Genomic DNA, 14,024 nt, shown 5'->3' on the forward strand with positions numbered 1-14,024 from the left:
GCCATGATCCGGCGACTTGCCCGCCAAAATTCTGGCTCAGCGGCCGCCGAAATGGCGCTGGTGACGCCGTTGCTCATCGCCTTGATGCTGGGTTCGATGGAGCTCGGGCATTTCTTCTATTCCGAGCATGTCGTCGTGAAGGCCGTACGTGACGGCGCCCGCTACGCCTCGCGCCAGGGCTTCACCAACTTCACCTGTCCCAACACCATCAATCCGACGGTCGTGGACAACACGCGCAGGGTGACCCGAACCAACCAGGTTGCCGCCGGCGGCACGTCCCGCCTCGCCGACTGGACCCAGGACACGTCCGTCACGGTGACGGCGCGGTGCGATACCTCGGGAACTTACGGGGCCTTCTACGACGGCCTCGGCGGGGTTCCCGTGGTGACGGTCAGCGCGACCGTTCCGTACACGTCGCTGGTTTCGTTCATTGGGATCAACTTCGCGGGGCTGAATCTCAATGCCACGTCGGAAGCGCCGGTGATGGGCTTATGAGAAAGCCCGTAAACATCCTGCGGCGCGACGACGGGGCGACGGCGGCCGAGTTCGCCATGGTCCTGCCGCTTCTGATCCTCTTCCTGTTCGGCATCATCGACGTCGGCCGGTACATGTGGACGCTCAATCAGGTCGAAAAGGCGACCCAGATGGGTGCGCGGATGGCCGTCGTCACCAACATGGTTCCCGGGGCCTCGCAGCCAAGAACTACGGGGTGATATTAGGGCAGGGCGCCTCTATTCCGACGTCACAGTTTGGCGCGGCGTCATGTTCTGCCCCGGCGGGAACACTGACATGCACCTGCGTGACCAGTCCCTGTCCCACTCTGACACCGGTCGACAACACGGCCTTTACTGCGATCACCACTCGGATGAATCAAATTGCCGAGAGCGTGAGTCCGCAAGACGTGACCATTAGGTATGACAATTCGGGTCTCGGCTACGCCGGCGATCCGACCGGACCAGATGTCGCCCCATCGTGACCGTCAGTGCGGTCGGCGTGGGATTCCAGTCCCTTATCCTGCAGTTCCTGGGCATCAATTTGCAGCTCCCGACGGTGAGCGCATCGCTGACGCTGGAAGACGGGCAGGGAAGCTTTTCGAATTGAGGTGTGCAGGTGAGCGTGATCAACCCTAACGAAACCGCCGGATCGTGGAAGGCGCATAAACGGGAAACTGCGGTGCAGTTGTACCTGAGTGGCGCCGACGGCGATGCCGCTGCCTTGATCGGTGCCCGCGTCGCGGGATTTCCGCTGAGCCTTTCGCTCGTTCCTTCGTCGGACAAGATCGACCCTGAGGATCTGGCTGGCAGCGCCGCCGCGGTCGTCCAGGTCGACCCGGGCGAGCCTTCGTCCATGAAGCGTTTCGAGGCCCTTGCTGCTGCAACGCGCACGCCGCTGATTGCCGCCGCCTACGACCCGCCGCTTGCACTCGTCCGTGCGCTGGTCAGGGCAGGAGCGCACGATGTGGTGCCCTTGCCGCTCGACGTCGCGGACCTGGAGACGTCGCTGCTTCCGATCCGCGACCAGATGGCTCGCGCTACGTCGTCCGCACAGTCGGCGAACGGCAAGCTCGTGTGCGTCATCAAGAGCGTCGGCGGGATCGGCGCGACGTCACTCCTGACGCAGCTCGCCATCCGCGCCGCAGAGAACGAAGCGCATTTCGGCCGCGAAGTCTGCCTGCTCGATCTCGACCTGCAGTTCGGCAATGCGGCGTTCCAGCTCGGGCTCCGGCCGCATCTGACATTCCTCGACCTGCTGGAGGCAGGATCGCGGCTCGACGGCGAATTGCTTCGCGCGACAATGACTACTCATCCCAGCGGTCTCAAGGTCGTCGCGGCCCCTTCTTCGCTGATGCCGCTTGACGCTCTTTCCAGCGAGCAGCTGATTGAGATCGTTGAAATCGCGAAGCGCGAGTTCGGGACGGTCTTCGTCGACCTCCCCGCGAGCTGGACCAACTGGTCCCTGTCCGCGCTGGCGCAGGCAGACATGGTTCTTCTCGTCACGGAGATGAGCGTGAGCGGCCTCCATCGGGCGCGACGCCAGCTGGATCTGCTCCGCGACCAGGATCTTACGTCTGTCGACCTCAGGGTCGTGATCAATCGGTTCGAGAAAGGCTTGCTTCGCACCGTTCGCGAGGCGGACGTCCAGAAAGCGCTTGGACGTGATGTTGCTTACACGATCGCGAACGACCCGTCCGTGATGCATCCGGCCATCGAGCGAGGCGTCCCACTCTCGGACATCAAGCGCAAGAGCGCAGTCGGCAGGGACATCGACATGTTAGATGCCGGCATTGCAGCAGCCTTCGGGCGGGAGCGCTAAGAGATGTGGCAGGTCAAGAAAAAGGCGGGTTCGGCGGTTCAGACCGAGTCTCCCAGATCCGCGGAAGAACTGCGGATCGTAACCGTCGGTGACGCTGGCGCTTTCGCGAACCGGGATGCGCACACCGACCTGAAGGTCGAGCTTCACCAGCGTCTTCTCGACGTGATCAACCTCCAGGCGCTCGACCAGATGTCGCGCAGCCAGATCGAGGCGGAAGTCGGCGACATCGTCTACGAGGAACTGGCGAAGCAGAATCAGGCGCTCAATAACAGCGAGCGCAAGTCGCTGGTCAGCGACGTCCTCGACGAACTCCTTGGCCTCGGGCCGATCGAGCCGCTCCTCAAGGACCCGACGATCACCGATATCCTGATCAACGGGCACAACTCGGTTTTTGTCGAGCGCTATGGCGTGCTCGAGCACACGAACGTCCGCTTCAAGGACGAGCGCCATCTTCTCCGGATCATACAGAAGATCGTGTCGGCGGTCGGACGCCGCATCGACGAGTCCTCCCCGATGGTCGACGCGCGCCTCGCCGATGGCAGCCGCGTCAACGCGATCGTCCATCCTCTGGCGATCGACGGCGCCTCCATGTCCATTCGTAAGTTCGCGCGGGTGCCGATCAGCATGGATCGCCTGATCGAGATCGGGAGTGTGCCCGCACCAGTCGCCGAGGTTTTGAAAGCCGTCGTGAAGTCGCGCCGGAACGTCCTGATCTCCGGCGGTACCGGCTCCGGTAAGACGACGATGCTGAACGCAATGTCCGCGTTCATCGACAACCGCGAGCGCATCGTCACGATCGAGGACTCGGCAGAGCTTCAGCTGCAGCAGGAGCATGTCGTCAGGCTCGAGACACGCCCGGCGAACATTGAGGGCAAGGGCGAGATCACGCAACGCGAGCTCGTCAAGAACGCGCTTCGTATGCGGCCTGACCGTATTATCGTTGGCGAGGTGCGCGCCGGCGAAGCATTCGACATGCTTCAGGCGATGAACACCGGCCACGACGGATCGATGACGACGGTCCACGCCAACACGGCCCGCGACGCATTGTCCCGCGTCGAGCAAATGATTGGCATGAGCGGCATCGACATCCCGGCACGGTCGGCGCGGGCGCAGATCTCATCCGCACTGAATGTCGTGATCCAGATCGGACGCCTTTCGGACGGCCGCCGCAAGCTCCTTAGCCTTTCGGAGTTGACCGGCATGGAAGGCGACGTCGTGACGATGCAGGAGATCTTCCGCTTCCGTCAGACTGGCATTTCTCCTGACGGCCAGGTTCTCGGAAAGTTCGAAGCGACTGGAATCCGGCCGAAGTTCATCGAACAGGTCATGGCCCACGGCGTGACATTGTCCGCGGATCTCTTCCGTCCTGATGCGAAGCTCGAGGGATGACTGACGCCTGGCTCAAAGCACTGATCCTGGGCTGCACGTTTGGTGCCGTCCTCCTGCTTGTCGAAGTGCTCGTGGGCTGGATGGCGAACAGCCGTTCGGAAGGTAGGGCGATCAACCTCCGCCTGAGGATGATCGCGGAAGGCCGCGATCGCGAGCAGACCATGAGCCTGCTTCGCCGTCGCGACAGCGCGCTTCCGACCGGCCTTCCACCACTGCTCAAGCATTTCGGACAGAAGTTCGAACGGATGCTCGTCGCGGCTCAGGTTACGATCCCGACCGGGCGACTGATGCTGATGATCCTCATCGCGCCGATCGCCATCTTCTTCGCGATTCTGCTGGTCATGGCGCTTCTGGGCATTCCGGTCGCGCTCGGCCGAATTGTGATGATTGGTACGTTTGCAGTTGTTGTGGGCGCATTCCTTCCGCTGATGTTCCTTCAGTTCAAGGCGAACAGAACCCGCAAGAAGATGCAGGACCAGTTTCCGACGGCGCTCGACGTATTCGTCCGCGGTTTGCGCGCCGGACACCCGATTGCCGCCGCGCTGGATCTTTTGACCGTAGAGATGCCGGATCCGATCGGCAGCCAATTCGGCGTCGTCGTCGACGAAGTCACCTATGGCGCCGAGCTTCGCGACGCGCTGCAGGCGATGGCCGACCGGTGGGATCTTGAGGACATGCGGATGTTCGTCGTCTCGCTTTCGGTGCAGAGCGAAACGGGCGGCAACCTCGCCGAAATTCTCGACAACCTTTCGACGGTGATCCGCGAGCGGCACTCTATGTACCTGAAGGTTCGCGCGCTCTCGAGCGAAGGCCGCATGACGGCCATTATGCTGACCGTGTTGCCAGTGTTCGCCTTTGCCATGTTGTTCCTGATGAACCCGTCTTTCTATCTGGATGTTGCCGATGACCCGGCCTTCATGCCGAGCTTCCTCGGACTGATCCTGATGTACGTCATCGGCTTCATCACGATCCGCAAGATGGTCGATTTGAAGGTCTAGAGTCGTATGACCGCGTTGCTCACCGAATATCCGCTTCTCCGCCTCGGCATCCTGCTGGGCCTGTTTGCGCTAGTCGTCGTCGGTGGTTATTTCGTGACCGCTGCAGTGACCGCGAGGCAGCTATCGCGGCGTCGCCTGATCGAAGGACCCGACAGCGGTCATCAGGTGGTGGGGGCATCGCTCCGTTCGCAGGCCGCCGAAAGCGCTTGGCTTAGGCTCGTCAACGGGATCGAGAAGGCAGGCCTTTCGCTCGTCGACACACGCGACGATTCGCTACGAAAGAAGCTCGCCGCGGCCGGTTTCACAGCGCCCTATGCACCGCGCATCTACACGCTGGTGCGTCTGGTAATGGTGATCGGCCTTCCGGTTTTGATGTTCGCCATTTTGTGGTCAACCGGCTCGTCGCCGGGAATTTTCAAAGTCTACGCCATCGTCGTGATTTCTGCGCTTGCGGGCCTCTACCTCCCGTCGGTCTTCATCGCTGCAAAGGCTGACCGTCGGCAGCGCGAAATCATCAACGGATTCCCGGACGCCCTCGATCTTATGCTGGTCTGCGTGGAAGCGGGCCTTGGCATGGACTCGGCGTTCGCGAGGGTCGGCATGGAAATGACGACTTCGCATCCCAAGCTCGCCGAGCAGTTCGGCGCAGTCGTGCTCGAGCTTCGCGCAGGTCGAAGCCACGAGGATGCTCTTCGTCGGATGGCTGATCGTGCTGGCGCCGAGGAGATCCGGGCATTCGCCACGTTGCTGATCCAGTCCTCAAAGCTGGGCTCCTCCATTGCGCAGACCTTGCGGGTCTATGCAGCCGAGATGCGTGAACACCGCCGGATGCGAGCCGAGGAAAAGGCTCACCGCTTGCCGGTGCTTCTATCAATTCCACTCGTCGGGTGCATGCTGCCGGTGATGATCGGCGTGTTGATGCTCCCGGCTATCATCAGGGTGATCAGGACACTGGTGCCGGCAATGGCAGGAGGCTGATATGAGACGGGGGGCAAATTCCTGGTTTCTACGACGATGCTGGCGGTTGCTGGCTGTGGAGGCCAGCAGGGCAAGCTTGAGATCCGCTCGACCCCAACGCCGCTAGCCCAGGGCCAGCGCGCAGTTCCGTACCGCATCGCGGAGGCTCGGGGGCAGCTCGCGCTTGGGAACGTGGCCCTCGCGCTCGAAGCCTTCCGTCTTGCCCAGCGCGAAGATCCGAACAACCCCGACGCGCTCGTCGGTATCGCAACCTGCTACGACCAGATGGGCCGTTTCGACCTTTCCCGCCGCAACTACGAGGCGGCGCTCGCACTGGCGCCCAGCAGCACGGAAATCCTTGGCGCATTGGCTTCGTCGTTGCAGCTGCAGGGGCGGACTGAAGAGGCATTGGGCGTCCGCCAGGAAATCGCGGCCCGGGCAGCGGCTTCGGCCGCACTTGAGCAAGCGGTTGCGGAAGTTCCCGCGCCGATGCGGAGCGCTCCCGAGACCGAGGCTGTCCAAACTGCCGCTGCAGCACCGGCGGTCATCGTCCCCGTCGAGCCGGTGCAAGTCGCGGCTGCTCCCGCCGTCGAAACGGCTCCTGCTCCCCGGACATGGGCGGCGGCACCGGTCGCGCTTTCCGTATCGACACCCGAGAGGGTTGGAGTCGACGTCCCGGCGATCCAGACCGCGCGTGTCGAGATGGTGGCTGAAGCCCCGGCACCGGTTCCGGCTGAGACTGCAGCAGCGCCGGCAGCCGCTTCGAAGCCCGCCGTGCAGACTGCAGCCGTAGGGCGCTCGGTCACGATCAAGCTTCCACCACCCCGACCCGTTCAGTCAGTTCCTGCGTCAAAGCCCGCAGCAGCTGTTCCGCTCGCTCCGGCCATGCCTTTGGACGAGCCGCCCCAGGAGGCCGTATTCGTGCCCTTGAAGCCTTACGTGCGGCCGGTCGCGGAGCCTGTCGTGGCGGAGGAGCGCGGCCCGCGCCTGGAACGCATGTCGATGGGTGAGATCGCGCTCATCACCGTGCCCAAGCCAGTATGGCAGCCGACCACGGTGGCGCGGAACGATCGCACCACCACGCTTCGCTTCGTCCCGCTTCGTCAGGCCTATGCGCTGCCGGTCAAGGTCCGGCTGCTGAATGCGGCCCGAGTGGATCGTCTGGCGGCACGCACCCGCGTCTGGCTCGCGGCTCGCGGGTGGCGCGGCCTCTCGATCGGCAATGCGCAGGCAACGCGAACGCGCAGCGTGATCCTCTATCCGGCGAACCAGCGTGCGCTTGCGCAGCGGCTCTCCGCCCAGTTCGGCTTCCCGATCGCACGTCGCGCTTCGGGGTCGCACATGGTCGTGCTTCTGGGAACGGACGCGGCCAGCCGCAAAGCCCTGCGTACAGTCCGCACATGATCGCCCTTGCGGTTGCGTTGGCATTGGCGGGCGCCAAGCCTGCACCCGCAGCCGTTGTCGTTCCTCCGGTCCAGCCGCTGAGCGAGGCGTCCTACGCTATCAAGGCAGGCCGCCTCGAGCAGGCGCGGCTGATGATCGGCAACGCGATCAAGGCCGGCGCGAAGGGTACGGAGATCGATCGCCTTATTGCGGACCTCGCCTACGCTTCCGGCGATTATCAGTCCGCGCTTCCAATCTACCTGCAGCTGCTCGTCGCCAATAAAGGTGACGGGGTCATGTACGAGAATGCCGGTGTCGCCGCGATGCGGCTCGGCGATTTGGCTCAGGGCGAGAAACTGCTCGATCGCGCCACCACCTATCCGACGGCGACCTGGCGGGCCTGGAACGCGAAGGGCGTTGCTGCCGATTATCGCGCTAATTGGGCCGTTGCCGACCAGGCGTACGCTCAGGCTGCCCGGCTCGCACCTGATCGCGCTGAAGTGCTGAACAATGTCGGTTGGTCCCTGCTGGTCCGCGGCCAGTGGAGAAATGCCCTCGCGAAGTTCGAACAGGCGGCAGCGATCGACCCGAAGTCTCCGCGCATTGCAGCCAATCTGGAACTCGCCCGCGCGGCAGTCACCGAGGACTTACCGCAGCGACGGGCCGGGGAAAGCGAAGGCGACTGGGCAGCCCGGCTCAACGATGCAGGAGTGATTGCAAGAGTGCAGGGTAACAATCGCAAGGCCGTCGCGGCCTTCACGCAGGCAATTCAGGCTCGCAGCCAATATTATGCGAGGGCGGCAAACAATCTGGCAATGGCGCAGGTCGCCAAGTGAACCTGGCAATCGAGGCGCCGCAGTGGCTGGCGCTCTTACTCTCGGCCCTGTTGGTCGCGGCCGCCGTTGAAGACGCAATCCGCCTTCGGATCTCCAATATCACGGTCCTGCTGGTCCTGATCGGAGCGATTGTGGCCGCGGTGCTCGTTGGTCCCGAAATCAGCCTCTGGAAGAATCTGGTCGTCTTCCTTGGGCTGCTGGCGGTCGGGACGCCGATGTTCGCAGCAGGCAAGCTTGGTGGCGGAGACGTAAAGTTACTCGCCGCCGCGGGTCTCTGGTTCGACTTCGCCGGGGGCTTGTGGATGCTGATCTGCGTAGCAATTGCCGGCGGAGTGTTGGCGCTGATCGTCATCGCACTCCGTGCGTTCGGCTGGAGCGAGGGCTGCGCCAACGCGTCGTCCTGCTCCGGCCCAAGGCCGGTATCCCCTATGGCGTTGCGATCGCTGCCGGAGCGCTCATCGCAATGGCGCTCGAGAGGGTGTGACCTGACCCAAAAGAAAAAGGGCCGAGCTCCCCTGGGGAACCCGGCCCTGTAATCGTCAGTCGCTGGAGCCTTTAGGCGCCCGCGATTTCCGTGCTGTCGATCTTGAGGCCCGGACCCATGGTCGAGCTGATCGCGATCTTCTTCACGAACTTGCCCTTTGCGCCCGACGGCTTCGCCTTGACGATCGCGTCCATGAAGGCAGTGAAGTTCTCCTTGAGGTCGCCCTCGGAGAAGCTCGCCTTGCCGATGCCGGCGTGGATGATGCCCGCCTTCTCGACGCGGAACTCGACCTGGCCCGACTTGGCGTCGGTGACGGCCTTGGTGACGTCCATGGTGACGGTGCCGAGCTTCGGGTTCGGCATCAGGCCCTTGGGGCCCAGCACCTTACCGAGGCGACCGACGACGCCCATCATATCCGGCGTCGCGATAACGCGGTCGAAATCGATCTGGCCGCCCTGGATGGTCTCCATCAAGTCCTCGGCTCCGACTACGTCGGCGCCCGCCTTGGTGGCTTCCTCTGCCTTCGCGCCCTTGGCGAAAACGGCGACGCGGACGGTCTTGCCCGTGCCCTTCGGCAGGTTGACGACGCCACGGACCATCTGGTCGGCGTGGCGCGGGTCTACGCCGAGGTTGAGAGCAACTTCGACGGTCTCGTCGAACTTAGACGTGGCGTTCTGCTTCACCAGCGCCAGCGCCTCGTCCACCGCGTAGAACTTCTCGCGGTCGACCGAACCGGCCTGTGCCTTCTGCTTCTTGGTCTGCTTCGTCATGGCTTAGCCCTCCACAACCTGGAGGCCCATCGCGCGAGCGGAGCCTTCGATGATCTTCGTTGCCGCCTCGATGTCGTTGGCGTTGAGGTCCTTCATCTTGGCCTCGGCGATTTCAGCGAGCTTCGAGCGCTTGATGGTCCCCGCGCTGACCTTGCCCGGCTCCTTCGAGCCCGACTTGAGGTTCGCTGCCTTTTTCAGGAGGAAGCTCGCCGGCGGCGTCTTCGTCGTGAAGGAGAAGCTGCGGTCCGCATAGACGGTGATGACCGTCGGGATCGGGGCGCCCTTCTCGAGTTCCTGCGTGGCGGCGTTGAACGCCTTGCAGAATTCCATGATGTTCACGCCGCGCTGACCCAGCGCCGGACCGATCGGCGGCGACGGGTTCGCGATGCCCGCGGGCACCTGCAGCTTGATATAGCCTGTGATTTTCTTTGCCATGTCACTCTCGTTTCAAGTTTAGCGGTCCAAGCGATCGCACGAGGCGACCTCCCGCAGCTTTTCCGATGATGTGTCGGAAGCCGGGGCCCATAGCAGATTGAGCCCGTGAAACAATGCCCGAGCGCTCTAGCGCTGGTCCTTGAACTGCGGCGAGGGCTGCAATGCCCTGGCGATGGCGACCGCGCGAGCCGGCTCGATCGGCTTGGAGGGGTAGGCGTCCAGCACGATCGACGGGACCAGCCGCTGCGTCAGGTCGGAATAGGTGAAGCCGGGAAGGCCGTTTCGAGGACCGGTTGCCGCCACGATTGCGTCTACGTCGGCATCGGAAAATCCGAGCTCCGCCAGTCGCGGTCCGAGGAGCGCGCGCCGCCCGTCATCGTCCGGGCGGCCGAAGATCAGATGCTCGGCGGATCGGCGCTTAACTGCCGGATCGAGCGCTTCGTACCGGTTCGTGCACATGATGACTGCCGCTGGCAGCCGCTCGTTCGCCAACCGGTCGACGCCCCGGATGAAGGCGTTGACGCCACTCACGTCCTCGTGGTGCATTTCGGCGGTCTCGCGGGACTGCGCGAGAGCATCGGCCTCGTCGACCAGGAGGATGACGGCTCCTTCGTTGCTGCCCTTCGCCTTCATCGCCGAAGCTTCCTTCACCGTGTAGTCGAAGGCGCCAGAGATGAGCTGCGTCATCTCTCCAACTTTGCCTTTCCCTCTCGCGGAAAGACTCAGGGCAGTAGGACGATGGCGATGTGCTCTTGTCGGGCGACTGCATCGCCGATTGTCTCCGCAATTTCGGTTTTGCCTGATCCAACGTCGCCCCGAGGATGACAAGGGGTGGCCGGTGAAGAACCGATTCAACCAGAAGCTTTGCACCCGGATGATGGTGATCGCCCCAGCGCCTCAGTCCCCGAGGGTTGACCAGCAGGGACAGGATCTTCGTCAGCTTGGCTTTGTGCTCATCCAGGCCAACCAGACGATCTAGTCGCTCGCGGGCCGTTGGATGCGGATAGGTCATCTTCCGCTCGAACAATGTCGCGAAGTCAATCATGCTTTTCCGCCAAAACTGATTTGTGACTTCATATGGCTCCGCGGCCCAGATCGGCAATGGATTGACTACAAGAATCCAGCCTGTCGATGTGCGGCGTATTCGTGGTATGATATTTCCGTGGGGCAACCACGGAGGCAAGCGCCATGAGAAGGCTTGTACTTGTCGGTGTCGTTGCATTGCTTGCCGGATCCGCGGTTCATACCGAGGCCAGGCCGGCGCTGACCTGGGGTCCGGCGCCGCCATCGCTCCCGAAAGGCGCGAAGCTCGCGGTCGTGTCAGGCGATCCGGGGCAGGCCGGGCCGTTCGTCATCCAGCTGAAGTTTCCGCCGGGTTATGCCGTCCCGCCGCATCGCCATCCGACGGATGAACATGTGACGGTGGTCCATGGCGCCCTGACGCTCGGGATGGGCCGGTGATGGATGAGGGCAGGAGAACGGTCCTGGGCCGAGGGGACTCGGCCGTCGCACCCGCCAACATGAACCACTATGCATCGACGACCCAGGGCGCGACGGTGCAGATCAGCGCACGCGGTCCCTTCCAGATCACCTACGTGAATCCGGCAGACGATCCGCGGCTTTAGATTAGTGGCGCCACGCTAGAGCGATCGTAGAAACTGCAGACCTGCTCGTCCCCCGGAGGCCCATCGTACCTCGCCCGCAAGCTTGCCGAGCACATCGTGTTGCAGAGTGATGACTTCCCCTACGTTGAAAGCGGCGGACGTCTGCAACTGGCACCCGTCTCTGGAGATGTCCGTGACCACCACCTTCTCCTCAAGGCCGTTGGCTCGAGACGCCAAGATTTCAAGCGCAATGTCGCGGTGAAGCTCGCCTTCAGATGACGGGAAGTTGGCGTTCTGCATCGTCGTTCCTGATAAGTCCGAAGCTCAAACAGCATAGCGGAGGTCTATGTCTGTTCGAAGAAATGGCTTCGGCAAGTGCCGTTCTGGGACTCCGTTTCGAGCGATCTTGCACGGCCCGGTCTGCGCAACCTCCGCCTCCTGGGATCGTTTGAGCGTCCACAGGGGTGAATTGGAGGAAGTGTGGAGTACGTCGACGTCGCAAGCCTCGTCAGTTTTTTCGGGCTGTTTTTCGGCATCCTGATGTTGACCGGTGGGCTCTACGCCAGGCGTGGCGACAGGCTTCGCCACAGGGCGGGCGCGGCAGTGCTCGCGGGATTCACCGCCTTGCTCGGCCTGCTGGCGCTCGGCGCCGGATTTGTCGGCATTTTGCGGGGTTAAGAATCCGGCCACTTGGCCCGGACGCAGTGTCCGTATATCGGTAGTCATCAGTTCTTTGGGGGAGGGACTTACGAGAGCGGAACTCATCTTTGCGGCCGCCTATACCTTGTGCGCTCTCGTCGCGTTAAAGGCATCGAGGATGCGGTCGGACCCCGCCACCGCGGGCACGGCTCCATTCTGGCTACGGATCGCGATCGTGTGCGGCCTTTTCGCGCTGCTCAGGGCATTTGACGCTCAGATGGCGGTCAGCGCCGCTGTCCGCGATTTCTCGCATTCGGCCGGCCTGACGGACTGGAAGCGGCCGGGCCCGTACATCATGATCGCGGCGCTTCTCGCATTCGGCGCAGCCATAGTCGGCCTGTTCCTGTTCCGGTTCCGAACCCTGCACCGATCGGTGCCTCTGGGTGCCTTCGCAATCATCGTGCTGGCGCTTCTGGCGGTTGCGCATAGTGCATCGCTTCATTTCACCAGCGTCGTGCTGCAAGCCATGATCGGCCCTTTAACGGTCAGCCGAATCATAGAGGCAGCATTGCTCTTGCTGCTTGGATATTCCGCGATCTGGTTCATCCGGGATGCCGGTCGACCGGAGCAAATCTTGGTTGCTGATCGAGGCCTTCCGTCCCAGAATTAGACATGATCGCTTACTGCTGATTTCAGGCGATGACGTCGCCACGATTCAGGTGTAAAATCAAGTTGTTGCTTCACGAACATTGTGGAGGCGATGGTGAACGCGATCATGGCCGTGGCAATGACGGCAAACGAGGTCTGTGCGAGCTTCAGAAAACTGAAGAGGCACGGCCGACCAATGAGCAACGGGACGAAGCGGCGATAGGCTGCTGAAAGCCTGGACATCGCGAACCGACGCGCGATGCGCGGTTGCAGCACTGAATCCTGAAACGAAACGCGCCGAATTTCCGACGGTTAACTCGCTTGGGTTAATGTGTTAGTTAAGCTGTAATCGACGATAGTCCGGGGGGAGACCATGAGATCGAGAATGCTGCACGCCGCCGTTGCGGCGGCGCTGATGTGCACCGGCACCGCGTCTCGCGCCGCGGATTTCATTTTCACATTCGGAACCGACTCTTCCGATCCGATCCTCAACAATGCCGTTGCCGGAACAGTGACCGGACGGATCCTCGGTCTGCCGGATGACGGCACGGCAGCTGCGATCCAGGTTCTGATCGACAGCTATTCGCCCGACGGGTCGCTAGCCTATCCGATCGACGCAACCTCTTGGTTCTCGCAATTCGAAAATTCATTCACAGTGGATGGCGGAGTGATCATTGCCGCGGCATTCCACGCGGACAACGACTTCTTCAGCCCGTCGCTCGACCGGCTCTACATTAATATTCCCATCTATGGGTCGGGCGGCACGAACTACGCGTCGCTGGGCTCGAACAACGGAACCTCCATCTGGAACAATCAGGGTTTCGGCGCAGTCACGTTCACCCGGATTGACGGGGCCGTTCCGGAGCCGGCCACCTGGGCGCTGATGTTGCTTGGTTTTGGTGCGGCTGGAATGGCTTTGCGCCGGAAGCGCGCTCAACTGGCGATCGCCTGACGCGAGCATAAAAAAGGGCCGCCGAAGCGGCCCTTTATGAATTCGGGATCGACTAGTCTTACTTGACGCGTTCGACCTGTTCGAACTCAAGCTCGACCGGCGTAGCGCGGCCGAAGATCGAAACGGACACCTTGACGCGGCCGCGGTCGAAATCCAGCTCTTCGACGACGCCGTTGAAGCTTGCGAACGGACCGTCGAGGACTTTCACCGCATCGCCGATCTCGTAATCGACCTTGACCTGCGCCTTCGGTGCGGCGTGGGCGGCTTCCTCCTTCGTCGAAAGGATGCGCGTGGCTTCCGCTTCGGTGATCGGCTGCGGCTTTCCGCCGGGGCCAAGGAAGCCGGTGACCTTCGGCGTGTTCTTGACGAGGTGATAGACCTGGTCGTTCATCGCCAGCTTGGCGAGGACGTAGCCGGGGAAGAACTTGCGGTCCGACGTGACCTTCTTGCCGCGGCGGATCTCGGTGACCTTCTCGGTCGGGACTTCGACGGCTTCGACCTGGCTTTCGAGGCCGAGGCGCGTGGCTTCGGACAGGATTGCGTCCTTCACCTTGTTCTCGAAGCCCGAATAGGCGTGGATGATATACCAACGGGACATGATGCTTGCGGTTTCCCT

General features: G+C 62.5%; 21 protein-coding genes. 15 read left to right on the forward strand and 6 right to left on the reverse strand.

The window, feature by feature from the left end:
* Positions 1-3: 3 nt before the first annotated feature.
* The 10 genes from H9L14_RS02880 to H9L14_RS02920 all read left to right on the forward strand — a co-directional run bounded on the left by H9L14_RS02880 (position 4) and on the right by H9L14_RS02920 (position 8,412).
* Positions 4-495 carry a TadE/TadG family type IV pilus assembly protein gene (locus tag H9L14_RS02880; protein ID WP_187709157.1) on the forward strand — a complete coding sequence of 164 codons (492 nt, stop codon included), beginning with the start codon at positions 4-6 and terminating at the stop codon, positions 493-495.
* Positions 492-713 carry a TadE family protein gene (locus tag H9L14_RS15490; RefSeq protein ID WP_246444371.1) on the forward strand — a complete coding sequence of 74 codons (222 nt, stop codon included), beginning with the start codon at positions 492-494 and terminating at the stop codon, positions 711-713. Before H9L14_RS02880 ends, H9L14_RS15490 begins: the two co-directional genes overlap by 4 nt.
* A gap of 259 nt (positions 714-972) precedes the next feature.
* Positions 973-1,101: a hypothetical protein gene (locus tag H9L14_RS16445; protein WP_281389412.1), complete on the forward strand. Its 129-nt coding sequence runs from the start codon at positions 973-975 to the stop codon at positions 1,099-1,101.
* Positions 1,102-1,110: 9 nt separating this feature from the next.
* Complete coding sequence (locus tag H9L14_RS02890; protein ID WP_222949902.1) at positions 1,111-2,313, forward strand: CpaE/TadZ family protein; 1,203 nt, start codon at positions 1,111-1,113, stop codon at positions 2,311-2,313.
* A gap of 3 nt (positions 2,314-2,316) precedes the next feature.
* Positions 2,317-3,702: a TadA family conjugal transfer-associated ATPase gene (locus tag H9L14_RS02895; RefSeq protein ID WP_187709159.1), complete on the forward strand. Its 1,386-nt coding sequence runs from the start codon at positions 2,317-2,319 to the stop codon at positions 3,700-3,702.
* Positions 3,699-4,700 carry a type II secretion system F family protein gene (locus H9L14_RS02900; protein WP_187709160.1) on the forward strand — a complete coding sequence of 334 codons (1,002 nt, stop codon included), beginning with the start codon at positions 3,699-3,701 and terminating at the stop codon, positions 4,698-4,700. The genes H9L14_RS02895 and H9L14_RS02900 overlap by 4 nt, the downstream gene beginning before the upstream one ends.
* 6 nt (positions 4,701-4,706) lie before the next feature.
* Entirely contained in the window at positions 4,707-5,678 is a 972-nt protein-coding gene (locus H9L14_RS02905; RefSeq protein WP_187709161.1) for a type II secretion system F family protein, read from the forward strand.
* A 36-nt stretch (positions 5,679-5,714) separates the two neighbouring features.
* On the forward strand, positions 5,715-7,061 hold the full coding sequence (locus H9L14_RS16450) for a LytR C-terminal domain-containing protein (RefSeq protein ID WP_187709162.1): 1,347 nt from the start codon (positions 5,715-5,717) through the stop codon (positions 7,059-7,061).
* The gene (locus tag H9L14_RS02915; protein ID WP_187709163.1) at positions 7,058-7,876 is read left to right on the forward strand and encodes a tetratricopeptide repeat protein; all 819 of its coding nucleotides are present in this window, start codon (positions 7,058-7,060) and stop codon (positions 7,874-7,876) included. Before H9L14_RS16450 ends, H9L14_RS02915 begins: the two co-directional genes overlap by 4 nt.
* Positions 7,873-8,412: an A24 family peptidase gene (locus H9L14_RS02920; RefSeq protein ID WP_187709164.1), complete on the forward strand. Its 540-nt coding sequence runs from the start codon at positions 7,873-7,875 to the stop codon at positions 8,410-8,412. Before H9L14_RS02915 ends, H9L14_RS02920 begins: the two co-directional genes overlap by 4 nt.
* A gap of 19 nt (positions 8,413-8,431) precedes the next feature.
* On the opposite strand, the gene rplA is transcribed toward H9L14_RS02920, so the two are convergent.
* From rplA to H9L14_RS14930, 3 genes are all read right to left on the reverse strand, one after another.
* A complete protein-coding gene (gene rplA, locus H9L14_RS02925; protein ID WP_187709165.1) occupies positions 8,432-9,130 on the reverse strand; it encodes a 50S ribosomal protein L1 in 699 nt (232 codons plus the stop codon).
* A 3-nt stretch (positions 9,131-9,133) separates the two neighbouring features.
* Positions 9,134-9,565 carry a 50S ribosomal protein L11 gene (gene rplK / locus H9L14_RS02930; protein ID WP_187709166.1) on the reverse strand — a complete coding sequence of 144 codons (432 nt, stop codon included), beginning with the start codon at positions 9,563-9,565 and terminating at the stop codon, positions 9,134-9,136.
* 126 nt (positions 9,566-9,691) lie between these two features.
* Positions 9,692-10,252: an AAA family ATPase gene (locus H9L14_RS14930; RefSeq protein WP_222949903.1), complete on the reverse strand. Its 561-nt coding sequence runs from the start codon at positions 10,250-10,252 to the stop codon at positions 9,692-9,694.
* A gap of 151 nt (positions 10,253-10,403) precedes the next feature.
* On the opposite strand from H9L14_RS14930, the gene H9L14_RS14935 reads away from it, so the two are divergent.
* Together H9L14_RS14935 and H9L14_RS02940 are read left to right on the forward strand one after the other, a co-directional pair.
* A complete protein-coding gene (locus tag H9L14_RS14935) occupies positions 10,404-10,544 on the forward strand; it encodes a hypothetical protein (RefSeq protein ID WP_222949904.1) in 141 nt (46 codons plus the stop codon).
* Positions 10,545-10,753: 209 nt separating this feature from the next.
* Positions 10,754-11,026, forward strand: coding sequence for a cupin domain-containing protein (locus tag H9L14_RS02940; RefSeq protein WP_187709167.1), 273 nt, complete (start codon positions 10,754-10,756; stop codon positions 11,024-11,026).
* Between the two features lie 179 nt (positions 11,027-11,205).
* On the opposite strand, the gene H9L14_RS02945 is transcribed toward H9L14_RS02940, so the two are convergent.
* Positions 11,206-11,469 carry a PilZ domain-containing protein gene (locus H9L14_RS02945; RefSeq protein ID WP_187709168.1) on the reverse strand — a complete coding sequence of 88 codons (264 nt, stop codon included), beginning with the start codon at positions 11,467-11,469 and terminating at the stop codon, positions 11,206-11,208.
* A gap of 180 nt (positions 11,470-11,649) precedes the next feature.
* Here H9L14_RS02945 and H9L14_RS02950 point away from each other — a divergent pair, with 180 nt between their 5' ends.
* On the forward strand, positions 11,650-11,847 hold the full coding sequence (locus H9L14_RS02950) for a hypothetical protein (protein WP_187709169.1): 198 nt from the start codon (positions 11,650-11,652) through the stop codon (positions 11,845-11,847).
* 139 nt (positions 11,848-11,986) lie between these two features.
* A complete protein-coding gene (locus H9L14_RS02955) occupies positions 11,987-12,478 on the forward strand; it encodes a hypothetical protein (RefSeq protein ID WP_187709170.1) in 492 nt (163 codons plus the stop codon).
* Here H9L14_RS02955 and H9L14_RS02960 read toward each other — a convergent pair.
* Positions 12,475-12,732 carry a hypothetical protein gene (locus H9L14_RS02960; protein WP_187709171.1) on the reverse strand — a complete coding sequence of 86 codons (258 nt, stop codon included), beginning with the start codon at positions 12,730-12,732 and terminating at the stop codon, positions 12,475-12,477. The genes H9L14_RS02955 and H9L14_RS02960 overlap by 4 nt on opposite strands.
* 109 nt (positions 12,733-12,841) lie before the next feature.
* Between H9L14_RS02960 and H9L14_RS15505 the strand changes: the two genes are divergently transcribed.
* Complete coding sequence (locus H9L14_RS15505; protein WP_246444374.1) at positions 12,842-13,408, forward strand: PEPxxWA-CTERM sorting domain-containing protein; 567 nt, start codon at positions 12,842-12,844, stop codon at positions 13,406-13,408.
* A gap of 58 nt (positions 13,409-13,466) precedes the next feature.
* Here H9L14_RS15505 and nusG read toward each other — a convergent pair whose 3' ends face one another.
* Positions 13,467-14,006 (reverse strand): transcription termination/antitermination protein NusG, encoded by a 540-nt coding sequence (gene nusG / locus H9L14_RS02970; protein ID WP_187709172.1) that lies wholly within the window; start codon positions 14,004-14,006, stop codon positions 13,467-13,469.
* Positions 14,007-14,024: the final 18 nt, after the last annotated feature.

The organism is Sphingomonas sediminicola, assembly GCF_014489515.1.
GTDB lineage: Bacteria > Pseudomonadota > Alphaproteobacteria > Sphingomonadales > Sphingomonadaceae > Sphingomicrobium > Sphingomicrobium sediminicola.